We start from the raw sequence: 23,646 nt of genomic DNA, 5'->3' as shown, positions 1-23,646 counted from the left end.
AAACGTCATCGGTCCCACACGCCCGCCGGCACGGCAACTGCGTTATACCCCTTCGTTCTCCCCCTCTCGACCTCTCGATTCCGCCCCCCGGCCCCGCCGGCCGGGTTCGCACGTATTCCGAGGCGACATGCACAGCAACGGCAGCAGCCCGCGGTTCGGGTTCCTCATCGACATGGACGGCGTCCTGTACCGCGGCCCCGCGCTCATCCCCGGCGCCGACCGGTTCGTCGCCGGCCTGCGCGAGAACGACATCCCGTTCCTGTTCCTGACCAACAACAGCCAGCGCACCCGCCGCGACGTGGCGGCCAGGCTCGCCCGCATGGGCGTGGACGTGGGCGAGGAGCACGTCTTCACCAGCGCCATGGCGACGGCCCGCTTCCTGGCGGACCAGAAGCCCGAGGGCACCGCCTTCGTCATCGGGGAAGGGGGGCTCCTGACCGCGCTCCACCAGCACGGGTACGCCGTGGTCGATCACGACCCCGACTACGTGGTCGTGGGCGAGGGGCGGACGTTCAACCTTGAGCAGGTCGAGGCCGCGGTGCGGATGATCCTCGGCGGCGCGAAGCTGATCGCCACGAACCTCGACCCCAACTGCCCGACGCAGGCCGGGGTGCGGCCCGGGTGCGGGGCGATGGTGGCGATGCTGGAGACGGCGACGGGCGTGAAGGCGTTCAGCGTGGGGAAGCCGAGCCCGGTGATGATGCGCGCCGCCCGCAAGGAACTCGGCCTCCGCACCGACGAGACGGTGATGGTCGGCGACACGATGGAGACGGACATCCTGGGCGGCGTGCAGCTGGGGTTCCACACGGTGCTGGTGTTCAGCGGCGGGACGAAGCCGGACGACCTGCCGCGGTACACGTACCGGCCGGAGACGGCGGTGCCGTCGCTGGCCGAGCTGGCGGACCTGCTGGAGGCGAACGACTGGCGGCCGCCGTGGCGGCCATCGCCGCGCGCGGCGCGGGCGGCGGTGGGAGTGTGACTCGGCGAGCCGCCTGCCGCCTGACGGCGGGCGGCTCGCCCGGGCGCGGTTGCGTGCGGGCCAACGGAGGGAGTATGCTGCGCGTTGTAAAACGACGGGGCCGAGCAGTCGAGGAGCCGTCATGCGCCGTCCGACCACCGCCAACACCATCCTGTTCGCCGCCCTGATGGCGCTCGCCGGGTGTGGGAAGAAGCCGCAGCCCGCCCCCGGACCGGAACCCGAAGCCGCCCCGTCCCGCCCGTCGCCCGACGTGCCGCCGCCGCCGAAAGAGCCGCCCGCCCCCGCGCCGGCGCCCGAGGCCACACCGCCGAGTCCGATCCCGCCGTTCGTCGCCTACGGGTCGGTGCCGATGCCGCCGCCGGTCGCGCCGATGCCGGCCGACCCGGGGAAGGGCGTCGCCGCGCAGCCGCCGGCCCCGCCGCCGGTGTTCCCCCCGCCGCCCGAGAGCAAGGACAAGGACAAGGACAAGGGCGGCAGCACGTCGGTGAAGGCCGAGTGGCCGAAGACGATCAACGGCCGCACGCTCGCCGAAACCATCCGCGACACCCGCGACCTGGACCCGGCCGTCCGCGAGCGGTCGCTGCGGACCATCCCCGGGTTCGGCCCCGAGATCGTCCGCCAGGAGAGGGACTGGCCGAAGGCGGTGTTGGAGCGGATGGCCGCCGACAAGGAGCGCGACCCCGGCGTCCGCGCCGGCGCCTACGAGGCCGTCGGCGCCGTCGGGCTGGAGAAGGACGCGGACGTGAAGGAGGCCGTCCGCATCCTGTTCCTGGCCGCCGAGCAGGGGGCCAGCGGCGGCGGCGCCCGCCTCCACGCCATCCAGACGCTGGCCGCGTTCGGGTCGAAGGCCGAGGGGGCGGTCAACTACCTCGTCGGCCCGCCGATGATCGACTTCGCCTACGAGACGCGGCGGTCCGTCGCGTTTACCCTCGGCCGCATCGCCTACAACGACCATTCCGGCCCGAGCGCGCGGGCGCAGGAGGCGCTGTTCAAGCTCGCCGCCGACCACAGCGCCCCGGTGCGGATGGAGGCGTACCAGTCGCTCGTCATCCTCGGCCCGCCGCTCGCTCCGCGCGACCCGAAGGCGCCGCCGCTGAAGGACCTGAAGGCCGACCCGCCGCGGTCCGAGGACCGGGTGGCGGCCTACGTCGCCAGCATCAAGAAGCGGCTCGCCCCGGCCCCCGCCCCTAAGACGGGTGAGTCGCCGTCGCCGACCGGCGTGGTCGAGCGCGACAAGCAGGTGGAGATCATGGCCCGGCTGGTGCTGATGCGGTACGAGCCGAAGGAACTGAACGACGAGAACCTGTCGGCCGTGGCGAAGTACGCGAACGACAAGGAGGTCGGCCCGCGGCTCCAGGCGCTGAACGTGCTCGGCAACATCGGGCCGGCCGCGGCCCGCAAGATCGACGACGTGGTGAAGGCGCTCACCGCCGAGGACGCCGACGTGGTCTTGGCCGCCGTCACGACGCTGGTGCAGTTCGGCCCGACGAGCAAGGCGGCGATCCCGGCCGTGGAGCGGCTCCGCACCCGCGGCACCACCGACGACGAGAAGAAGTACTGGCAGAAGCTGACCGACGACGCCGTGAAGGCCATCCGCGACACGGAGAAGAAGGACAAGAAGCCGTAGGACTGCGGCCCCCTTTCCCCAGCCGAGGGACGACCCGTGATCCCCGCCGAGCCGCCGGTTCGCCCACCTGCCGCCGCTGCCCGCGGGTCGGCGCGGCCGTTCTTCGTCGTCTTCGGCGTGACGATTGTCCTGCTGATCGTCGGGGGCGTCTTCCTCGCCACCAGTACCAAACACGCCTTTAGGGAGTCGTTCTCATTCGTCGGCTCCGCGATCAAGCCGACGAGCGCGAGTAGCCCGCCCGCCCCGGACCGGGCCGCGCGCGAGGCGGCGCCGGCCGGCGCCGTCTTCGACCCGCTGGTTGCCGCCCAGGCACCGGTTCCGGTGCCCGCCGGGCAACCGAAGGCCGAGCCGGTCGACCGCAAGATCGTTTACACCGCGCAGCTCGACCTCGTCGTCAAGAACCTCGACGCGGCCGACAAGCAGGTCGACGAGCTTCTCACGGCCAACGGCGGCCGCCTGGTCAGCTCCGAGTCGCGCGGCGACGCCGGCAGCAAGCGCACCGCGACGTTCAAGCTCGAGGTGCCGGCGGGGAAGTTCCGCGCCTTCATGTCCGCGCTGCGGCCGCTCGGCGTCCCCGAGCGCGACAAGGTCGATTCCGACGACCTGACGGACGAGTTCGTGGACATCCAGATCCGCGTGAAGCACCTGAAGGCCGAGGAGGACAACCTCCTGAAACTGCTGACCGAACGCGCCCGGTCGGTGGAGGAGTCGCTGGCCATCCGCCGGCAGATGCTGCCGATCCGCGAGCAGATCGAGAAGGCCGAGGGGCGGCAGAAGTACATCGAGGCGAAGGCGGCGTTCTCGACGGTGACGCTGAAGCTGCGCGAGGAGGCGAACTACGTCCCGCCGACGGCCGACCCGCCGCCGACGCCGCCGACGTTCGGCGACCGCGTGGCGGCGACGTTCGGCGGCTCGTGGAGCCTGCTGGTGACGGTCGGCGAGTGGATCGCGCTGGTCGGGGTGGCGGTCGCGCCGTGGCTGCCGTTCGTGGTGCCGCTGGCGTTCGCGGGCGTGTGGGTGTCGCGCCGCCGCGCCGGCCGGGCGACGCCGCCGGCATAAGTTACTCGCCGTACTCGTCCTCCCACTCCTCGTACCACGCCATCTGGATGGCCTCCAACAGCTTCTCGTTGGACGCCTCCGGCTTCCCCTCGAAGCCGTCGAGCGCCAGCACGTGCTTGTGCAGGTCGGTGAACCGAACGGTCAGCGGGTTCAGCTTTCCGAACTTCTCGAACAGCTGCTCGCCGATGTCGCGGGAGTCGTGCCACGTCATCAGAGAACCCTCGGGGGTGGGGCGTCCATCTCCCCCATTGGTGTATCGATGGGCAGCGCCGGGGACTCGGCACGGTGGCGTCGGTTCGTGCGGAGTCCGGGTGACCGAGACGGAGGTGAGACGATGGGCGCGGTGATGATCGGGGCGGCCGTCGTGGCCGTGGTGCTGGGCATCTACGCGACAATCGTGCTCCGTGAGGAGGACTTCAAGACCCGGTTCCCGCCGATCTCGGACGACGAGTTCCTCGCCCGCTGCACCCCGGGCACGAGCCGGCACGTCGCCCTGACGGTGCGGCGGATCGTCGCCAAGAACCTGGCGATCGAGTACGTGCGGATCCACCCGTCAATGCGGTGGGTCGAGGACATCGGGACCGGCTGAACCGGGCCGCCTCACTCGCCCTTCAGCGGCACGCCGAGGACCAGCCCGGCGAACCGCGGCGTCTTGTCCGGGGCGGTCGCGAACCGGGTGTGGCAGCTGACGCACCCGGTCCCGAGCGGGATCGCCCCGGCCCGCCGGTAGACGCCGCCCTCGACCCGCTCGTACGAGTCCTTCCCGGCCGCGATCGCGGCCGCCGCCTCCTTCTCGAAGGCCGTCTTCGGCTCGTGGTCGGTCGACATCGCCGGGGTGTTCACGGCGATCCACTTCGCCTCGACCCCGGTCCGCCGGCCGACCTGGGTGAACACGTCCTCCAGCGCGCGGGCCGGCAGCACCGCACGGTCGCGGCGGAAGAAATGGTGGTGCATCGAGTCGAGCGTGGCGACGTAGACCTCGTGCGCCAGCTTCGCCCGGTCCCGGGCTACGGCGACTGGCACGCGGCGGTCGGCCCCCTCCTCGTCGGCCCGGGTCGGGCTCACGGCCAGCGCGAGAGGGAGCACGAACAGCCCGGCCGCGAGGCCGGTGCGGGTGGAAGCGGACATGTGGAAGTGCCCCGGAGCGGGTCGTGTGGCAGGCTACGACCAGCATACCCCGAGAAAATTGGATATCAAGGTCCAATTTGTTCGGCGGTCGCGTCAGCTCGTGCGCCCGTCCTGCTCGGCGGCGACGGGGTGGAGGAACGCCGCCGCCGTGCGGATGCGCTTCCGCGCCGCCTCGAGCCGGCCGCGGGCCACGTCGCCGACCAACCGGCGCGTCTCGGCGTGGCAGCGGGCCGCGTCGCGGTCGCCGCGGACCGCCGCCCACGCCTGCCGCACGCCGGCCTCCGCCCACACCAGCCACGACAGCGCGCCCGCCTGCCAGCCCGGCCAGTGCTTCCGGGCGTAGGTCAGGAGCGCGTGCCGCGTCATGAGTCGCAGCGGCGGCGGCACCCGCCGCGCGTGCAGCGGCCAGTGGTGCGTCACTTCGAGCCGCGGGTCGTACCACACGCCCCAGCCGGCGTCCGCGGCCCGCCGGCAGAGGTCCACGTCCTCGTAGTAGAGGAAGAAAGTTTCATCCAGGCCGCCGAGTTGCTCGAAGCAGTCGCGGCGCACCAGCAGGCAGCCGCCGGTCACCCACGGCACGGCGGTACGGTCGGCGGCGTCGACGTGCCGGCACTTCCGCCGGGAGCGCGGCCGGATCATCCCGCCGACGGTGTTGCCGAGCGTCGGGAACGGCCCGGCCGACGCCTGCCCGGTGCCGTCCGGGTTCATCAGCCGGAAGCCGACGACCCCGGCCCGCGGGTCGTTCGCCGGCAGCCGGCGGACCGCGGCCAACACCTCGTCCAGGAAGCCGTCGGGGACGGTCACATCGGGGTTGAGGAGGAGCAGCCAGCGGCCGCGGCCGACGCGGCAGCCGCGGTTCACGGCGCGGGCGAAGCCGTGGTTGCGGCCGAACCGGCGCACGGTGACGCCCCGGAGGGCGGTGAGCCGGCGGACGACCGGGTGGGACGGCGAGTGATTATCGACGATGACCACGTCGGCCGTGCCGGTGCGGGCGGCGATCGAGCGGCGGAGCTGGGTGACGAGGCGGGCGGTGTTGCGCCACTGGCAGAAGTTGACGACGACGACGGACAGGTCGGGCGTCCGGGGCGGTGCGGCGCGGCTCGGGCGGCGCGTCCGGGTCGGCACGGGGACGGGGACCGCGGCCGGCGGCGGGGTGGGCGGCGTGGGGCCGCCGGGCGGGACTGCCAGGGCCATTCCGGTTTCCTTCCCGGTGCGTGCGGGACGCGTCCGTCCGTGGACCGCGGATTCTAGGCACAACGATTCCGCCCGTGCAACCGCAACTGTCCCGGCGTACGATAATCGCACGGCGACCCGCCACGCCCGTTCCCGGAGCCCCCCGTGCGCCACGCCGCCCTCCTCGTCCTGCTGCTGGCCGCCGCCGCGCCGGCCGACACGCCCGCCGCCCCCGTCCCCGTCGCCGCGCGGAAGGTGAAGTCTGGCGGTAAGGAGCGCACGTATCTGGTCCACGTCCCGAAGGGGCTCGACGCGAAGACGCCGGCGCCCGTCGTGGTCGTGTTCCACGGGGCCGGTATGACCGCCCGCATCATGCGCGCGGTCACCGGCCTCGACGCCGTCGCCGACAAGCACCGGTTCGTCGTCGCCTACCCCGACGGCACCGGCCTCATTCCGACGTGGAACTCCGGCGGCATCCCGTTCGTCGTGAACAAGACCGACGACGTGGTGTTCGCCCGCGACCTGCTCGACGACCTGAAGGCGGTGGCGGCGGTCGACCCGAAGCGCGTCTACGCCGCTGGGTTCAGCAACGGCGGCATGATGACGTACAAGCTGGCAAACGAACAGGCCGACGCGTTCGCCGCCGTGTGCGCCGTCGGCGGCACGATGACCTACGAGGAGCCGGCGCCGAAGCGGCCGGTGCCGGTGCTACACTTCCACGGCACCGACGACGCCTTCGTGCCGATGACCGGCACGCCGAGGACCGGGAAGGGGCCGGCGTTCAAGTCGGTCGAGGCGACGGCGGCGGCGTGGGCGAAGGCCAACGGCTGCGCCGCGGCGCCGGTCGAAGCGGAACTGCCCGACGCCGACCCCGACGACGGGTGCAAGGTGAAGCGAAAGACGTTCGCGGGCGGCACCGGCGGCGCGGAGGTGGTGGTCTACACGGTCGAGGGCGGCGGCCACAACTGGTTCGGCCGGCCGTCGCTCGGCGGCCTCACGGGCCGGTCCACGACCGACGTGGACGTGAACGGACGAATGTGGGAATTCTTCCAGAAGCACGCCCGGCCGTGACGCCGCGGCCGAACGCCAATTTAGACAGGCACTTACCGACGAAACTGGTGCCGCCGCAGGATCGAACCAACTTTTTTATGAGTCGGTGACATGGTTCCGCGGATCGACCCCCCTCGGCCGGAAATAAGCATCGCGGTCCGAATGTGAGTCGTGGCGTCAGACCCCGACGGGAGTGAGCCCCGTGGCCTGTCTCAGAGGCACCTGCCGGTCTTCGGGCACGGGCTTGAGGTACGTCGTGCCGGTGTCCACCAGCTCCATCGTGGCCGCCTTGCACAGCCCGGTCAGGTCGGCCCGGTCGGTGGGGGCGTGGAGCTCGCACACGCCGAAGAACTGGTCCTGAAGGAAGCGAAGCACCTGCGACACGAGCAGCTTGGCCATCCCCTGCCGGCGGAGGTCGGGCCGCACCTGCATGTCCAGGATGCCGGCCGACGGCGTGCCCCAGCGCCAGCCGTAGCCTTCCAGCTCCCACACGACGGCGCGGGCGGCCGGGAAGTTGTTCGCCAGCTTGTCGACGAGCCGGAACTCGACCGGTTCGAGGGTGCCCCACACGGCGTCGTGCCACCAGCTCTGCACCGCGGCGGCGCGGAGCACCTGCGTCTCGTAGCGGCGGCGCAACATGCCGAACCGGGCGTCGGCCAGTGCGATCGGCTGGTCGAGCTTCTTCTGGTAGACGGCCGTCTGGCCGGCGGGCTGGTAGCCGAGGGCGCGGAAGAACGGGTCGGCGTCGGGGTCGGAGGCGAGGAAGCCGGGGGCGTTGGTGCCGCCGTACAGGCCGAACCCGAACGGGCACTGCGGCCACGTCGGCCCGGCGCGGAGGGTGCGGGCGCCCTTGCGGATCAGGTACTCCTCGGCCGCCGAGACGAGTCCTCGGCCGACGCCCTTCCGCCGCGCCGTCGGCCGTACGGCCACGGAGCTGATGACCCCTTCGGCGAAGTTGAGGGCGTTCAGCTCGGCCGTGGGGGCGAACCCGGCGAGGACATACCCTTCGACGAGGTTGCTCTCCTCGTCCGCGGCGACGATCAAGCCGTCGGGGTCGAAGTAAGGCTTGCTGAAGATCCAGCGTTCGAGCAGGGCGGGGGTGCGGACGGGGTACGCCCCGCGGGCGGTGTGGGCCTCGTTCCAGACGTCGGCAAGGGCCGGCGGGTCGGTGTTGCGGAAGCGGCGGTAGGTGGTCACGGCCGGCTCATGGGGTCCGCCGCCGGGCGGGGGAGCGTAGGCCGCCGGGGAGAGGGGCGGCGGGTCCAATCCGCTCACTGTATCGCCGCCGGGCCGCGGCCGCAAGTTGCGCCGACTGGCATGGGCGTTCTACACGCCGCGGGCGGCTGGGTCCCAGACGAATTTGTGCATCTGCAATTGCATACGCACGTCCCCCAGCTTCGCGGCCACGAGCCAGTCGGCCAGGTCGGACAGCTTCACCGCCCCGAACACGGCCGACACCAGGCACACGAACCGCCGGTCGAGCGCGTGCTCGCGGATCGTGCGCTCGGCCCACTCCCAGTCGCGGCGGCTGGCGACCACGAACTTGATCTGATCCGTCGGCTTCAGGGCGTCGAGGTTCGCCCAGCGGTTGCGGTGGGCCTCGCCGCTGTCCGGGCACTTCAGGTCCATGATAACGTGGACGCGGCGGTCCACCGGGCCGACGTCGTGGGCGCCGGCCGTCTCCAGCAGCACGGTGCGGCCGGCGTCGCACAACTCGGCCATCAGCGGCAGCACGTCCGGTTGCAGCAGCGGCTCGCCGCCGGTGACCTCGACCAGCGGGCAGTCGAACGCCAGCGCCCGGGCCAGCACCTCGGCGCGCGGCATGCGCTCGCCGCGCGTGAAAGCGTGCGGCGTGTCGCACCACGAGCAGCGGAGGTCGCACACGCTGGTGCGGACGAAGACGCACGGCAGCCCGGCGAAGGTCGATTCGCCCTGCACGCTGAGGTACAGTTCGTGGATCAGGAGTTCGCCCGCCTCCAGCCCTCGGAGCGGGGCGAGCCGCGGACGGGCCTCGGGCGGGACGGACGGCAACGCGATCATCCTTCCATCATACCCCGCGGTCCCCGGCCAGCCACACGGCCGACTCGCCGGGGATGAGCCAGCCGAGGTCGGTGTCCAGCGGCGCGGTGCCGTGACCGCCGTAGCTGGGCTCCTCGCTCGACCAGCCGGCCGCCCAGCGCGTCGCGCCGTCGGGCGGCGCCAGCAGCGGCTCGGGGATCGGGTCCAGCTTCAGGTCGCGGCCGAGGTTTACGACCAATAGTCGGTCGTCGGTGCCGTCCACGATGTAGCGCAGCACGAACGCCGCGGGGCTGATGACGGCCCCGTCGATACGCACGCCGGGGTGAAAGGCGGGGTCGGTTTTGCGCACCGCCAACAGGTCGGTGTGGAGCGCGAGCCAGTCGCGGCGCCGCTCGCGCTCCGACCAGTCGAGCTTCGACGCGAAGAACGTCTCGGCGGCGGCGGGGTCGGCGACCTGGGCCAGCACGGCCGGCGATGACTGGCTGCGGAATCGCTTCAATTCGCCGCGGCGGCCCTCGTGGACGAGCTTCGCCAGGTCGGGCTCGTGGTGCGCGAAGTAGAGGAACGGCCGGGTGCTGGCCCACTCCTGCCCCTGGAACAGCATCGGCGTCGCCGGGCCGAGTAACAGGTACGCCGTCAGCGCCCGCAGCTTGCCGGGACTCGCCAACTGATTCAGCCGCAGGCCGCGGCAGCTGTTGGCAACCTGGTCGTGGTTCTCGAGGAAGGCTACGAAGTTGTGCGGCTTCAGGTCGAACGCGGCCCGGCCGCGCGGCCGGGCGTGCCAGCGGTAGCGCTGCCCCTGGTACAGGAAGCCGTACTTCGCGGCGCTGATCAGCTCCTGCGGCGTGCCGAGGTAGTCGGAGAAGTAGCCTTCGTTCCGGGCCGTGAGGGCCACGCGGCAGGCGTGGTGCAGGTCGTCGTTCCACAGCGCGTTCAGGCCGCTGCCGCCGCTCTCGGACGGCCTCGCCAGCCGGGCGTCTTGGGGCTCGTTCTCGGCCACGACGTAGATTGACTTGCCGCGGCCCGCCTCCCGCGCCCGGCGGGCGATCGATGTCACGACGTACTCCTTGGAGTCGTCGAAGATGGCCTGCGTGGCGTCGAGGCGGAGGCCGTCGAGGTGGAACTCGTCCACCCAGTAGCCGGCGTTGGCGACGAAGAACTCGCGGACCGGGCCGCTGTCCGGGCCGTCGAAGTTGAACGGCTCGCCCCAGTCGGTCTTGTGGACCGTGCTGAAGAACTGCGGGCTGTACTCGCGGGTGTAGTTCCCGCTCGGCCCGAAGTGGTTGTAGACCACGTCCAGGATCACGCCGAGACCGAGAGCGTGGGCGCGGTCCACGAACCGGCGGAAGTCGTCGGGCGTGCCGTACAGGCGCGTCGGCGCGAACATGTGGACGCCGTCATAGCCCCAGCCGAACTCGCCGGGGAACTCGGCGACCGGCATCACCTCGACCGCCGTGACGCCGAGTGCTGCCAGCTCAGGCAGCTTGTCCGCGGCGGCGGCGAAGGTGCCGTCCGGCGTGAAGGTGCCGACGTGCATCTCGTAGAAGACCTGGCCCGTTTCGAGGACTCCCTTCCAATCCTGATCGGTCCACGGGAACACCGCCGGGTCCACGACTTGCGACGGGCCGTGCGGGCCCGCCGGCTGATACCGCGAGGCCAGATCGGGGTGCGTGTTCGGCCGTCCGTCCAGACGGAACTTGTAGCGGTCGCCCGCGGCCACGCCCGGCACCAGCGCCGAGAAGTACCCGCCGCCCTCGGCCGCGAGCGCGGCCGTCGGGCCGGCCTCGATCACCACTTCGACCGTCGTGCGGATCGGCGCCCAGACGCGAAAGTGGACGCCGCCGGGGACGACTTCGGCCCCGACGGGGAGGCGGCGGGTGGGCATGGTCACGACCGAGGGCTGTAGGTCAGGACGGCGACTGGGAACGACGCCAGCACCTCGGCCAGCGGCAGCCGCCGGCCGGCATCGATCGCTGCGCCGGTGAACACGTTCGTCCAGCGGCCCGGCGGCAAGTCGTCGAGAGACACCGCGGTGTCACCCCACGCGGCGGCGCCGACCGGCGCGCGGCCCGACTCGGGGACGAGCGCCGCCGCCAGCTGCGGCACCACGACCGCCACCGCGGCGCCGTTGTGCCGGCGGGCGAAGGCGAAGACGTGGTCGGCCTTCGGCCCGATCGCCGCGAGCGGCACGTACTCGCCGCGTTCGAACAGCTCGGTGTGCTCCCGCCGCGCCCGCAACGCCCGCGACACCGCGAACAGCTTCACCCGCGGGTCGGCCAGGTCCGGCGCCGCCGGGTCCGCGAGCCACGCCTGCCGGGCGGCGTAGTCCACCGGACGGCGGTTGTCCGGGTCTACGAGGCTGTAGTCCCAACTCTCGGTTCCCTGATACGTGTCCGGCACGCCCGGGGCCGTGCAGCGGATTACGCTCTGTGCCAGCGACGTCACCCGTCCCAGAAACGCGACGCGCCCCACGAACGCCGCCAGGTCGGCGAGGAACTCGGCCGACTCGTTCGGGTTCAGCACGCGCTCGACGAATCGCGCTACCGTGGCCTCGTAGTCGGGGTCGGGGTTGATCCACGAGCTGTGGACCTTCGCCTCGCACAGCGCCTTCTTCACGAACGCCTGGACGCGGCCGTTGAACTCCTCCGACGGGCCGCCGTCCCACACCGCCACCAGCGTCTGGTACAGCAGGTATTCCTCGTTCCGGTCCGGCACGGGGCCGTCGTCGCCGTCCTCGCGGTGGCGGGCGTTCAGGTGCGCCCACCGGTTCACGCGGTCGGCCCACTCGCCGGGCAGTTCGCTGATCGCGTTCAGCCTCGCGCGGGCGTCCTCGCTCCGCTTCGTGTCGTGCGTACTCAGCGGCGACAGGCTCCCGGCGCTCTGCTCCTGCCGGTCCATCATGAAGGCGTGGACCTTGTCCGGCCGCCAGCCGAAGTGGCCGGGCTCGCCGCCGACCTCGTTCAGCGACACGAACCGGTTGTACACGTAGAACGCCGTGTCCTCGATCCCCTTCGCGGTGACCGGCGACGTGAGTTGCTGGAACTTGCCGGCGAACCGCTTCTGCTGGGCGCGGTAGTCGTCCGACGCCGGGCCGCTCGGCGGGTCCTTCAGCAGCAGCGTGTCGCGGATGAAGTCGAACAGCGGCCGGCCGAGCATCGGGTTCCGCTTGCGGGCCTTCGACACCGCCTTGCCGATCAGCGCCTTGTCGACGTCGCGGACGCCGCCGTTGACGTAGGAGCGGTACACCGGGAAGCAGGCGATCACTTCGCGGAGCGCGCGGCGGATGCCGTTCAGGGTGAGGTCGCGGCTGCGGCGGTCGAGCCGGGCCAGCCGGTCGAGCTGGTGCGACAACGCCGTCAGCTCGCTGGACAGCGACGACGACAGGATTTGTGCCTTCTTCTCGTACACGATGGTCGGGAACGCGTCGGTCTGGCCGGTGAAGTCGCCGTAGAAGCGGGTCAGCCCGGTCTCGCCGGCGGGGTCCACGAACAGGTTGTTCACCGCGGTGACGAACTCGTACCCGGTGGTGCCGTCGCACGCCCACTCGCGCGGCAGCGGCTCGGCGTCGGCGAGAATCTTCTCGACCACGACGTACAGCGGGCGCCCCTTCGCCGCGGGCTCCGCGACGCGCTCCAGCAGCGCCGCCTCGTCGCGCTCGGGGTCGAAGCCCGGGTAGTCGGCGGGCGCGTCGGCCGCGAGCTTCTTGGCCAGCGCGAGCACGTAGTGGGCCTGGAGGCGGTCGAGGTACTGCTTGGGATCGAACAGGCCGTCCGGGTGGTCGATGCGGAGGCCGTCCGCGGTGCCGTCGGCGAGCCAGCCGAGGAGCTTGCGGTGGACGGCGCGGAACACGTCCTCCCGCTCCGTGCCGACGGCCGCCAACTCGTTCACGTCGAAGAAGCGGCGGTAGTTGATCTCGTCGGACGCGACGCGCCAGAAGCACGGCCGATACGCCTGGGCTTCGAGCCAGTCGTCGAGCGGGCCGTAGCTGGCCGGGTCGCCCGCCGTCCCGGCGAACCGATCGACGCTCGCCGTCACCGCGACCGCGGCCTCGGGAAAGCGGTCGCTCAGCTCGCCGAGGCGGCGTTTCACCGCGGCCGTCTCGACGCGGCCCATCGCCACGCGCACCGCGTCGGGTTCGCCGCGCGGCGGCAGGTGCTCGACGGCGTTCAGGATGCTGGTTAACTCGATGGTGTCGGCGTGCTCGACGCCGAGGCGCGTCACCAACTCGGCGGCCGCGGGGCCGAGCACGCGGCCGTACGTGCGCGGGTCGATCGGCAGGCGTGTGTCGAAGTACCAGACGGAAAACTGCCCGGCGTCGAAGGCCACGCGCAGCTGGCCGCTCTCGAGCACCGCCCCGTACGGGTCGCCGAGCACCGGGAGTAGCAGGCGGCCGTTCATGCCGGGGCGCGGCGAGTCGTGCCAGGCGATGTCAAAGTAGTCGGCGTAGGGCGACGACGGGCCGTGCTCGAGCACGTCGGCCCACCACGGGTTGTCGGCCCCGATGCACATGTGGTTCGGCACGGTGTCGAGGATCAGCCCCATGCCGCGGGCGTGTAGCGCGGCGGCGAGCGCCCGCAGGTCGTCCTTGGTGCCGAGTTCGTCGTTCAGCCGGCCGGGGTCGATCACGTCGTACCCGTGCGGGCTCCCGGGCCGGGCCTTCAGGATCGGCGAGGCGTAGGCGTGCGTGACGCCGAGCGCGTCCAGGTACGGCACCAGCGCCAGGGCGTCGGCGAACCGGAATTCCTTGCGGAATTGAAAGCGGTACGTCGCGCCGGGGACGCGGCGGCGGGCGGCCGCCGTGTCGAGCGCCGCGGCGGCGAGGCGGTCGAGGATGTCGGTCACGGCGTCACCCCTTCGCCCGGAACACGGCCACCGACCGGTCGGCCAGCGGGTACACCGTCCGGCCGTAGAGCGGGTCGGACTGGCGGGCGTCGTCGGACGTGTCGAACTCCAGGTGCCAGAGGTGGTTCTCGTTCGTCGTCGGGAGTGAGAAGTCGGTCGGCGTCGGCGTCGGGTTGAGGAGGATCAGCAGTGTGTCGCCGCGGACCGGCTCGCCGCACTCGTCGGTTTCTTCGATCAGGTCGCCGGCCAGGCGGCACCCCATCACGGCGGCCGGCTTGTCGAAGTCGTCGTCGGCCAGCTCGCTGCCGTCGGGCGCGAACCAGCTCACGTCGGCGACGCCCTCGCCGCGGATGGCGCGGCCCTGGAAGAACGTCCGCCGCTTCAGCACGGGCTCGGTCCGCCACAGGGTCGTGACCTTGCGGACGAACGCGAGGAACGCCTGCTTCTCGGGCGTCTCCGTCCAGTCGATCCACGTCAGGTCGTCGTCGTGGCAGTAGGTGTTGTTGTTGCCGCCCTGCGTGTGCTGCACCTCGTCGCCGGCCAGCATCATCGGCACGCCCTGCGACAGCATCAGCGTGGCAAACTGGTTCCGCATCTGCTTCTGCCGCAGTCGCTGAACCTCCTCGTCGTCCGTCGGACCTTCGGCCCCGCAGTTCCAACTCAGGTTGTCGTTCGACCCGTCGCGGTTGTCCTCCTGGTTGGCCTCGTTGTGCTTCTCGTTGAAGCTCACGAGGTCGCGGAGGGTGAAGCCGTCGTGGCAGGTGACGAAGTTGACACTCGCGTACGGGCGGCGGCCGGTCTGTTGGTACAGGTCGCTCGACCCCGTGAGGCGGGCCGCGAGCTTGCCGGCGGTCACCGCGTGGCCCGCCCACAGCCGCCGGACGGCGTCGCGGTATTCGCCGTTCCACTCGGCCCAGCCGACGGGGAAGTTGCCGACCTGGTAGCCGCCCGGCCCCACGTCCCACGGCTCGGCAATGAGCTTGACGCGGTTCAGCACCGGGTCCTGGTGGATCACGTCGAAGAACGTGCTGAGCTTGTCGACCTCGTACAACTCGCGGGCCAGCGCGGTGGCGAGGTCGAACCGGAAGCCGTCCACGCGCATCTCCAGCACCCAGTGCCGGAGGCTGTCCATGACGAGTTGCAACACGCGCGGGTGGCGCAGGCTCGGCGTGTTGCCGCAGCCGGTGAAGTCCATGTAGTACCGTCTGTCCTCCGGCGACAGGTGGTAATAGCTGGCGTTGTCCACGCCGCGGAACGACAGGGTCGGGCCGTTCTGGTTACCCTCGGCGGTGTGGTTGTAGACCACGTCGAGAATGACTTCGATGCCGGCGGCGTGGAGCGCCCGCACCATGCTCTTGAACTCTCGGGCCGCGGCCGCGGGGTTGGTCGGGTCGGCCGACAACCGCGGGTCGGGGGCGAAGAAGCCGAGCGTGTTGTAACCCCAGTAGTTCGTGAGCCCCTTCTCGGTGAGGTAGTGGTCGTCGAGCCGGTAGTGGACCGGCAACAGCTCGACGGCCGTGACGTTCAGGCTCTTCAGGTGGCGGACGGCCGCGTCGCTCCCCACACCGGCGTAGGTGCCGCGGATGCGGTCCGGCACGCCGGGCAGTTGCTTGGTGAAGCCCTTGACGTGGAGCTCGTAGACGAACGTCTCGTGCCAAGGCACCTGCGGCGCGCGGTCGTCGCCCCAGGTGAACGCCGGATCGACCACAGCCGCGAGCGGGGCGAACGGCGCGCTGTCCCGCTCGTCGAAGCTCAAGTCGCCGTCGTCGTGACCGATGGTGTAGCCGAACAGGGCGTGGTCCCAGGTAGCCTCACGCCCGACAGCCTTCGCATACGGGTCGAACAGCACCTTGTTGCGGTTGAAGCGGTGGCCCTGTGACGGCTCGAACGGTCCGTCCACGCGGTAGCCGTACAGTTGGTCCGGCTGCACGTCGGGCAGATAGGCGTGGAACACCAGATCGGTGCGCTCCTTGAGCGGGATCACCCGGGCGGGCGCGGCGTCGGTCGGGTTGTCGAACAGGAGAAGTTCCGCGCCGGTGCCGTTCTCGCTGAAAAGGGCGAAATTCACGCCCATCCCGTCCCAGGTGGCCCCGAGGGGGTACGGGCGGCCTGGCCAGACACGCATGCGGTCCTCGTCGCTGGGTCGAATCGGTGCCGTCGGCCAGAAAGTGAGCGAATGACGTGCCGCAGGCCGACTGAAGAATTCGGGATCGGCGCTTGCATTTCGGGGACGCCCGGCTGACAATCCTACCACACCCACGAATCGAGGTGCGGCCGACCCGCGACCCGCCTCCGCCTCCGGCCGTGGTGCCTCGATGAGTTCCCGCCCCTCACGTTTCGGCCCCTGCCCGACCCGGGACGCGCTCTCGGCGTACCTCCGCGGCAGCCTGCCGCGGGCCGCGCAAGACGGGCTCGAGGCCCACCTGTCGGACTGCGAAGCCTGCATCCTCCGCCTAGGCGACCTGGCGACGCCGCCGGCGACCGGGAAGACCCCGGCCGACCGCCCGCCCGGCTGGACGCCGTTCGACCCGCCGCAGCCCGACACCGGAAGCGGCCCGCGCCGGCTCGGCCAGTACCGCCTCCACGAAGTAATCGGCCGCGGCGGGATGGGGAAGGTGCACCGCGCGTGGCATGAGCGGCTCAAGCGGTGGGTCGCGGTCAAGGTGCTGCCCGCGGGCCGGTCCGGCGACGCCGACTGGGTCGCCCGGTTCGACCGCGAGATGGAGGTCGTCGGCCAACTCGACCACCCGAACATCGTCCGCGCGACCGACGCCGGCGATGCCGAGGGGGTCCGCTACCTGGTGATGGAACTACTCGACGGGGCCGACCTGGCACGGGTGTGTAAAACGTGTCACCCGGTGCCCGTGGCCGACGCCTGCGAGATCATCCGACAGGCCGCGCTGGGGTTGCAGCACGCCCACGACCACCAGCTCGTCCACCGCGACGTGAAGCCGCACAACTTGATGCTCGCGGCCGGCGGGGTAAAGGTGCTCGACCTGGGGCTGGCGCTATTTCGGACGCCCGGGCCGGTCGGCGGAGGGCTCACCACCGCCGGGCAGGTGATGGGCACGCCCGACTACATGGCCCCCGAGCAGTGGGACGACTTCCGCCGGGTCGACGCGCGGGCCGACCTGTACGCCCTCGGCTGCACCCTCTACCACCTGCTGACCGGGAAACCGCCATTCGACCGCTGCGGCACCCCGACAACCCCGGGCGGGCTCGCCGCGGAGCGGCCCGAGGTGCCCGCGGAGGTGGTGTCGCTCTGCGACCGAATGACGGCGCGCGACCCGGCGATGCGGCCGGCCACGGCCACCGAGGTGGCTGTCGCGCTGGCGCCGCTCGCCGCCGGTGCGGACCTGCCGGCGCTGCTCGCCCGCGTTCCTGTAGAAGTCGCTGTCACTTCCGACTGGGCGTTTCTGCCGCCCGTCCCGGCCTCGACGCGGACGCCCGTGCCGGCCCCGCGCCGGTCACGCCGGATGTGGGTGGGCGTCACGACGGCGGCCCTCGCGGTCGTCGCGGTCACTGCGGTCGTCTTCGCCCGGGGTAACGGAGACGCCACCCCGCCCGTTCCACCACCGGCGCCGGATACGCCAAGCAAAGAAGCACCGATCCCGGACGCCGCCCGGGCTCCGGAGAAGGGCGAGTGGGTGAGGCTGCTCAAGAAGGCCCCGGAACCGCGGCTGTGGAAGGGCGGCTTCGGCACGCACGTCTTCCACGATCCGGCGGCCGAAGCCCTTTCAATCCAGACCATCAGCCGGGCACTGATCCCGCTCGGCCACATGGCCGAGTGCGGGTATCACATCCAAGTCTCGGTCCGCCAGACCCGGTGGACCGGTTACGTCGGTGTGTACTTCGGTGGTCGCACGGGAGCGGACGGCCGGTTCACATTCCAAGTGATCGAGTTGCGGCCGTTCCAACCGCAGGCCGGGCAACCCTTCGTCGTGTCGCGTGAGACGGGTGAGATTCAGCCCGGCGGGCAACTGGCTCATAGCAGCACCCACTTGTTCGCCAGCACCATCCTGCCTCACCCGCCGGGGAACCAGGAACAAATGGTCGAACTGATGGTGGACCGGCGGAAGCTGCAGTGGGTTCGCTGGGACGGCGTGCCGTGTCACGAACTGACCGGTACCACGGAAAATAACCGGTTCCAGCCGGCCGATTACGTCGGCGAGTTCGGCATCTACGTTTCGACTGGCGCCACGTTGGTACGGAGCGCCCGGTACATGTCTCGACCCTAGTAGGAGTACCTGTGTCTCTGGAATTCGTGTGCCCCACGGGCGGCCTGACCTTCGCCGTCCGGCCGCAGGCTTCCGGCCCGGCGCTGATGTGCGTTAGCGGCGAATACGGCGACAAGGACGGCGACAAGGTCCGGGTTCTCATTCTCCCTGCTCCGGCTTCAGGCGTTCCGTCGCCCGACCCGAGCGACTCGAACTGCCGGGATGGCGAGGTCGTCGGCCAGGTTTGGTGCGTCCCGAACGTCCCGGTCCCGACGTGCACGCCGGCGGGGACGGCGCTGGTCGTGTACGGCTGGGTCTTCGACACCGCGCCGGTGAATCCTTACGACCAGTCTGCCGAATTCACCGGCCAACTCCGGGCCACCGGTGGCAACGACTGCTGCGCCGGCTGCGGGTCGGGCTCCGGGGCCATGATGGCACCCCAGTTCGCTCAGGCGGCGGCGACCCTATCGGCCGGCAAGGGGGTCCGCGTCACCGTGCCCGACGGGCCGGACGCCGGCCACCACTCCGCCGCTCCCACCGCCCAACTCACGTGGCAGGCCCGCGTCGGAACGGCCGTCTGCGAGGTCAAGCTGTGTCCCACGGACGGGCTGCTCGTCCGCGTGGACGGCAAGCCGGTCGAGGCGACGGACGTGCAGTACGAACCCGTCTCGGCACTGCTGCCCGGGACGGTGTTCGGTGCGACGGGGCCGGTGCTGGTGTCGCAGGCATGAGCCGACCGGTTCGCCCGTGTATTTGCGACCGGTTCCTGCCGGCCCGCCCGTTCAAGCCGTCCCGCGACTGTTCGGCGTGTTGGATGTTCGCCCACCGCCCGGAGGTCCGGGCGGCGTGGGGCGGCGACCCCGCCGGCTGTGTTCCGCCGGTCGACTTCCGGCCCGACATGCCCGCCGCCGCGCTGGCCGAATTGCTGACCGAGCCCCCGTACGTGATGCCGGACGGCTGGAAGTTGTGGCCGGTGGCTCGCGAGGCCCACCTGATCCTAGCGGAGCGCTTCCTGGCCGAGATGCCGGCGTACCCCGAGGGGCGGTTCGCCGGCCGCGGGGCCGTGATCTGCGGCGGCGGACGGTACGAGGCGAGCGTCTACGTCGCCTGCCGGATGCTCCGCGAGGTCGGCTGGCGGCACCCGATCCAGGTGTGGCACCGCGGCCCGGCCGAACCCGTCAGCGACCGCGTCCGACAACTCCCCGGCGTGGAGGTGGTGGACGCCGAATCCCACCCGGCCCGTGCCGCCCGGCGCCTGCTCGGCGGCTGGGAGGTGAAGACGCTCGCCGTTCTCAACTCGCCGTTCGAGGAGGTTTTGTTCCTCGACGCCGACTGCTACCCGATCTACGACCCCAACGAGTGCTTCGAGCCGGAGCACAACCCGCACGGCATCGTCACGTGGCCGGACAACCCGATCGGGGACGAGTGCGTCCACTGGCCGTCCTACGGCGTCGCCCCCGACGACGGCTACGCGCTCAACGGCGGGCACTACGTCTACGCCAAGCGGGCGGCCTGGCGCGTGCTCCAACTCGCCGGGCACTACGACGACCACAGCGACTACTACTACTGGCGGTCGGTCACCGGGGTGGCCGTCGGCGGGTTCGGGGACCAGGAGCAAGTGCGGGCCGCGCTGCACCGGCTCGGCGCCCCGCACCACCGGTATACCCGGCGGCCGCTGGCGTGCCGCCACGGAAGCTACATCCAGGCCGGGCCACACGGCCGGCCGCTGTTCGTACACCGGTTCTTTAACAAGTTCGCCCCCGCCGGCGACTTCGCCCTCCCGCCGCAGTGGCACCCGGGCTCCAACCCCATGGAACTCGTGGCCTGGCGGTACTTCCTCGACTGGATGAGCGCGGCCGGCGCGGCGGACCCCGCTGACGAGGTTCCCGGCTGGTTCACCACGGCGGAGTGCCGGCTGTGGGCGGAAGCGTGCCGCGGCCGCGACGTGCTGGAACTCGGCCGCCACCTCGGCCGGAGTACGACGGTCGCGGCCGTGACCGCCAAGCGGGTCGTGTCGCTCGACCGGGCCGACGACGGCCCGGCCGACTTCTGGCTCCAGCGGTACGGCGTGCGGCACAAGGTGTGGCTGCGGGTCGGCACGTTCGCCGCACTCGGGCCGAGTAGCGGCGGACCCTTCACCGCCTGCTTGATCGACGGGGCGCACGACAGGGACAACGTGGCCGCGGACATCGCCAACGTCGTCCCGCACCTCGCCCCGGGAGCGGTGGTCGGGTTCCACGACCACGACGACCCGAACTTCCCCGGCGTCGCGGAAGCGGTGGCCGAGGCCGTCGCCGCGCACGGCTGGAAGCCGGCCGGCCGGGCCGACTTCCTGGCACTGTTCGAGACGCCGCGCTGACTACCTACACCCGGCGGGGGCGCAGTTGCCGCCCCACCAGCACGCCACCTGCGGGCCGGCGCAGGGGCCGCCCTTGAGGCACTTCGCCGGCAGGATCCCTTCCAACAGCCCCCTCCCGGGGACGTAGACGCGGTCGCCCGGCTGGAGTTGGTAGTTCGTCGTCGTGTCGCCCAGTTGCACCACGTTCGTGTAGCAGACCGGGTACACGACCCGGCAGCCGTCCGGCGGCGTCGGGCGGCTCAGCACCACGTTCTGCTCGCTCGCCCGCTGGGTGATGCCCCCGGCGGCCAGGATGCCGTCCAGCACCGTCTCGTTCCCCTTGATCGGGAACGCACCGGGGGCGTTCACCTCGCCGAGCACGTAGTACACCTTGCTGTTCCGGCCGATCAGCCGCACCGTGACGGCGACGTTCCCTTTCTCCTTCGCGGTGATCAAAGCCTTCACCTCGGCCTCGATCTGCGGCAGCACCTTCCCCGCGACGACCGGCCGGCCGTACACTCCGAGGTCGATGGTGCCGTCGGCGAAGACCGTCTGGTCCGGCGGGAGCCGCAGCGGGGCGTCGAGGTCGGCGGGCTGCACCAGGAGCACGTCGCCGGGCTCGACGACGAACGCCGGGTGAAGCTCCTTGGCCAACTCGCGGGGCACGGCTGGTGGCATCGGCGCGGAGTTGCGCATGTCCTTCGTGACGGGCAGGAGTTGGTTCGCCGGCGGGCTCAGGCCGAGCGTCTCGCACCCGACGGCCACAACCAACAGCGTCAGGGCGGCGCCGGCGACGCGGGTGGGAGTGGGCATTTTCCGATCCTTGCGGGCGATAGGCAGGATGCGGAATGTATCGGGTCTGCGGACCGGGCCGCTTCACCGGAACGTGCCGGTCAGCCGGTTATCCCGACGGCGCGGCCGCCGTCGCGGGCCGACTTCAGGCAGGCGTCGAGGACCAACTGCGTCTTCAACGCCATCTCGGGCCAGCTGGCGTCGGGCTTGCCGCCGAGTACCAGTTCCCCGAACCGGCGGGCCATGTTCGTTTCCTGGGCGTCCTCGCGGCCGTCGCTCGCCTCCGCGGCGGCGTAGCGCGTCGGGTGCGACTCCATCTGGAAGCTCGTGCCGCGCACCCGGAAGTGTGGCCGCTGCACCACGAACGCCGACTCGGCCCCGTGGTACGGCAGCACGAAGTCCTCGACCGTCACCGCCCCCTTCGTGCCGCTCACGTGCGCCCACTGCTGCAACTCGGTGCGGAACGAGCAGTAGAAGGAGCCGGTCACGCCGCCGGGGAAGAACAGCTCGCCGGCGAACTCCAGCGGCACCGGCCGGCCGTCGGTCGCGTACTCGTTCAGCACGCGGCCCACCACCGCCTCCGGCAGCTGGAACTTCATCACCCACAGGGCGAAGCGGAGGTTGTACCAGCCGAGGTCGCCCAGCGCCCCGAGCGGCTCCAGGGCCCCGCTCACGCGGATGTTGCCGCCCAGGAAGCCGGCGTCGGCGGCGAAGCTGAACTGGCTCGTGACCCGCCGCAACTCGCCGACCGCGTCCGCGTCGTCGAGCACCTTCCGCAGCAGCGGCAGGCGGGCGCTGTGCATGAACATGACGCCGTCCATGAACTGCACGCCGGCGGCCCGGCAGGCGTCCACCATCGCCTTCACTTCCGCCGCGTCGGCGCCACACGGCTTCTCGCAGAGCACGTGCTTCCCGGCGGCCGCGGCCTTCAGCACCCACTCCTTGCGGACGCCCGTCGGCAGCGGCACGTACACCGCGTCCACGTCCGTACTCGCCAGCAGTTCGTCGTACCCGACCGGGGTCGGAACCTGCTCGAACGGCACTTCCGACTGGCACTCGGCGATGAACTGCCTGGCGCGTTCCGGGGTGCGGCTGGCGACGGCGGCGACGACGCCGTTGCCGCTCAGGCGGATCCCCTTCCAGTTCTTGCGCGCGATGTTGGCGGTGCCGAGAATTCCCCAGCGGCAGGCGGGCGGCATGGCGTGACTCCGGGTGAGGCGGTCGGTCCCGACTGGTATAGGACTGCCGCCCCGCCCCGGGTGACGGGCCGACGTTCAAACCGGGCGCATTGTGTGTCGCCGACCCCCCCGGGGGGTCAGGGCACGCATTGAGTCAAATACACAAATTTGCGTCGGAGTGCGCCGGTTCAGTTCCCCGTGCCGCCGTAGGCACCGGTGCCAGCCGGTCGGCTGGCCGGAACCCCCGCCGGGGTCGGCGGTTGTGTCGTGGCCGGCGATGCCGGCGTCGCAGGCGGCGCCTCGGCCGAGAAGCCGGTGCGCGCCGGAGTGTCGTCGTGGCACCAGCCGCACGTCTTGCAGCAGCCCGTTCCCAGCGTCGTCAGTAGCACCGCGGCCAGAATCGTGCGCATGACTGTCCCCCGGTTGGATCGTTCACCCGGCGGGGACATACCGGGGGGTGGAACGGCGGTCAACCCGACGGGAGTCGTTCGACCCTACTTCGTGAGCACGCCCAGAATCGTCTCGGCGACGAGCCGGTTGCCGGCCTCGTTCAGGTGGACGGCGTCCGTCGTCAGCACGCCGCTGGCCTTGTTGTCCGGGTTGTTCTTCGCCAGGTGGTCCACGAACGCCTTGCGCAGGTCGCACAGCTTCGAGCCGGTGTCGGCGGCGACCTTGCGGCTGATGCCGGCGTACTCGTCCAGCCGGGCGTCGAGCTTGTTGCCGCCGGCCTTCTTTTCGCCGATCACGGTCGGCGTGCACAGCACCACCCGGGCGCCGCTCGCCTTGATGCGGCCGACCACGTCGCGCAGCCCCTCGTCGAACCGCTCCTTGCTGGTGCCGCGGCTCGGGTCGTTCTCGCCGTGCCACACGTCGTTGATGCCGATGTACACGACCACGACGCTCGGCTTCTTCGCCAGCACATCCTTGTCGAGCCGCTTCTGGATGTCGGGCACCTTGTTGCCGCTGATGCCGGCGCCGACCAACTCGACGCCGTGCTTCTCGGTCAGCGTCGCCTTCAGCTGCGTGATGTAGCCGGACTTGCCGACGGCGGCCTGGGTGATGCTGTCGCCGAGGAAGACGACGCGGTCGCCCTTCTGGAGCCCGACGGGGTCGGCGGCCGCGCACGAGGCCGTGAGGAGGAAGGCCGCGGCGGCGGCGACGACGGAGACGCGGACGAACATGGGGTGTCCTTTCGGGCGGGTGGGACCGCCATGATCGGACACCCCGCGGGCGGCGTCAAGGGG

At 71.3% G+C, this 23,646-nt stretch carries 20 protein-coding genes; 8 read left to right on the top strand and 12 right to left on the bottom strand.

From position 1 onward, the window contains the following. Positions 1–127 precede the first annotated feature (127 nt). The 3 genes from ETAA1_RS21170 to ETAA1_RS21160 all read left to right on the top strand — a co-directional run bounded on the left by ETAA1_RS21170 (position 128) and on the right by ETAA1_RS21160 (position 3,665). Entirely contained in the window at positions 128–979 is an 852-nt protein-coding gene (locus tag ETAA1_RS21170; RefSeq protein ID WP_145242007.1) for an HAD-IIA family hydrolase, read from the top strand. Positions 980–1,100: 121 nt separating this feature from the next. Beyond that, entirely contained in the window at positions 1,101–2,606 is a 1,506-nt protein-coding gene (locus ETAA1_RS21165) for a HEAT repeat domain-containing protein (protein WP_145242005.1), read from the top strand. Between the two features lie 36 nt (positions 2,607–2,642). Then, positions 2,643–3,665 (top strand): DUF4349 domain-containing protein, encoded by a 1,023-nt coding sequence (locus ETAA1_RS21160; RefSeq protein WP_145242003.1) that lies wholly within the window; start codon positions 2,643–2,645, stop codon positions 3,663–3,665. Position 3,666: 1 nt separating this feature from the next. Here the strand turns inward: ETAA1_RS21160 and iscX are convergent, their stop codons facing one another. Further along, positions 3,667–3,876 (bottom strand): Fe-S cluster assembly protein IscX, encoded by a 210-nt coding sequence (gene iscX, locus ETAA1_RS21155; RefSeq protein ID WP_145242001.1) that lies wholly within the window; start codon positions 3,874–3,876, stop codon positions 3,667–3,669. Positions 3,877–3,999: 123 nt separating this feature from the next. Between iscX and ETAA1_RS21150 the strand changes: the two genes are divergently transcribed. Further along, positions 4,000–4,254, top strand: coding sequence for a hypothetical protein (locus ETAA1_RS21150; RefSeq protein ID WP_145241999.1), 255 nt, complete (start codon positions 4,000–4,002; stop codon positions 4,252–4,254). An 11-nt stretch (positions 4,255–4,265) separates the two neighbouring features. On the opposite strand, the gene ETAA1_RS32265 is transcribed toward ETAA1_RS21150, so the two are convergent. Together ETAA1_RS32265 and ETAA1_RS21140 are read right to left on the bottom strand one after the other, a co-directional pair. Next, positions 4,266–4,793 (bottom strand): c-type heme family protein, encoded by a 528-nt coding sequence (locus ETAA1_RS32265; protein WP_202920309.1) that lies wholly within the window; start codon positions 4,791–4,793, stop codon positions 4,266–4,268. Between the two features lie 93 nt (positions 4,794–4,886). Then, positions 4,887–5,987: a glycosyltransferase family 2 protein gene (locus tag ETAA1_RS21140; protein WP_145241997.1), complete on the bottom strand. Its 1,101-nt coding sequence runs from the start codon at positions 5,985–5,987 to the stop codon at positions 4,887–4,889. Between the two features lie 144 nt (positions 5,988–6,131). Here ETAA1_RS21140 and ETAA1_RS21135 point away from each other — a divergent pair, with 144 nt between their 5' ends. After that, the gene (locus ETAA1_RS21135; RefSeq protein WP_145241995.1) at positions 6,132–7,037 is read left to right on the top strand and encodes an extracellular catalytic domain type 1 short-chain-length polyhydroxyalkanoate depolymerase; all 906 of its coding nucleotides are present in this window, start codon (positions 6,132–6,134) and stop codon (positions 7,035–7,037) included. Between the two features lie 156 nt (positions 7,038–7,193). Here ETAA1_RS21135 and ETAA1_RS21130 read toward each other — a convergent pair whose 3' ends face one another. From ETAA1_RS21130 to glgX, 5 genes are all read right to left on the bottom strand, one after another. Next, on the bottom strand, positions 7,194–8,213 hold the full coding sequence (locus ETAA1_RS21130) for a GNAT family N-acetyltransferase (RefSeq protein ID WP_145241993.1): 1,020 nt from the start codon (positions 8,211–8,213) through the stop codon (positions 7,194–7,196). A gap of 129 nt (positions 8,214–8,342) precedes the next feature. Continuing rightward, complete coding sequence (locus tag ETAA1_RS21125) at positions 8,343–9,056, bottom strand: radical SAM protein (protein ID WP_202920308.1); 714 nt, start codon at positions 9,054–9,056, stop codon at positions 8,343–8,345. A 7-nt stretch (positions 9,057–9,063) separates the two neighbouring features. After that, complete coding sequence (gene treZ, locus ETAA1_RS21120; protein WP_145241991.1) at positions 9,064–10,920, bottom strand: malto-oligosyltrehalose trehalohydrolase; 1,857 nt, start codon at positions 10,918–10,920, stop codon at positions 9,064–9,066. A 2-nt stretch (positions 10,921–10,922) separates the two neighbouring features. Further along, a complete protein-coding gene (treY, locus tag ETAA1_RS21115) occupies positions 10,923–13,877 on the bottom strand; it encodes a malto-oligosyltrehalose synthase (RefSeq protein ID WP_145241989.1) in 2,955 nt (984 codons plus the stop codon). A 4-nt stretch (positions 13,878–13,881) separates the two neighbouring features. Then, positions 13,882–16,002, bottom strand: coding sequence for a glycogen debranching protein GlgX (glgX, locus tag ETAA1_RS21110; protein ID WP_145241987.1), 2,121 nt, complete (start codon positions 16,000–16,002; stop codon positions 13,882–13,884). A 190-nt stretch (positions 16,003–16,192) separates the two neighbouring features. Here glgX and ETAA1_RS21105 point away from each other — a divergent pair, with 190 nt between their 5' ends. The 3 genes from ETAA1_RS21105 (at position 16,193) to ETAA1_RS21095 (ending at position 20,453) form a co-directional block, all read left to right on the top strand. Continuing rightward, complete coding sequence (locus ETAA1_RS21105) at positions 16,193–18,115, top strand: protein kinase domain-containing protein (RefSeq protein WP_145241984.1); 1,923 nt, start codon at positions 16,193–16,195, stop codon at positions 18,113–18,115. An 11-nt stretch (positions 18,116–18,126) separates the two neighbouring features. After that, the gene (locus ETAA1_RS21100; protein ID WP_145241982.1) at positions 18,127–18,825 is read left to right on the top strand and encodes a hypothetical protein; all 699 of its coding nucleotides are present in this window, start codon (positions 18,127–18,129) and stop codon (positions 18,823–18,825) included. Positions 18,826–18,908: 83 nt separating this feature from the next. Then, on the top strand, positions 18,909–20,453 hold the full coding sequence (locus ETAA1_RS21095; protein WP_145241980.1) for a class I SAM-dependent methyltransferase: 1,545 nt from the start codon (positions 18,909–18,911) through the stop codon (positions 20,451–20,453). Here ETAA1_RS21095 and ETAA1_RS21090 read toward each other — a convergent pair whose 3' ends face one another. From ETAA1_RS21090 to ETAA1_RS21075, 4 genes are all read right to left on the bottom strand, one after another. Further along, a complete protein-coding gene (locus ETAA1_RS21090; RefSeq protein WP_145241978.1) occupies positions 20,454–21,245 on the bottom strand; it encodes a polysaccharide biosynthesis/export family protein in 792 nt (263 codons plus the stop codon). An 80-nt stretch (positions 21,246–21,325) separates the two neighbouring features. Next, entirely contained in the window at positions 21,326–22,423 is a 1,098-nt protein-coding gene (locus tag ETAA1_RS21085; protein ID WP_145241976.1) for a Gfo/Idh/MocA family protein, read from the bottom strand. Between the two features lie 167 nt (positions 22,424–22,590). Next, positions 22,591–22,812 carry a hypothetical protein gene (locus tag ETAA1_RS21080; protein ID WP_145241974.1) on the bottom strand — a complete coding sequence of 74 codons (222 nt, stop codon included), beginning with the start codon at positions 22,810–22,812 and terminating at the stop codon, positions 22,591–22,593. A gap of 84 nt (positions 22,813–22,896) precedes the next feature. Continuing rightward, complete coding sequence (locus ETAA1_RS21075) at positions 22,897–23,583, bottom strand: SGNH/GDSL hydrolase family protein (protein ID WP_145241972.1); 687 nt, start codon at positions 23,581–23,583, stop codon at positions 22,897–22,899. Between the last annotated feature and the right edge of the window lie 63 nt (positions 23,584–23,646).

Source organism: Urbifossiella limnaea, assembly GCF_007747215.1.
GTDB classification, from domain to species: Bacteria; Planctomycetota; Planctomycetia; order Gemmatales; family Gemmataceae; genus Urbifossiella; species Urbifossiella limnaea.
Note: the sequence above shows the minus strand (reverse complement) of the source record. Positions and strands in the feature narration are given on the sequence as shown.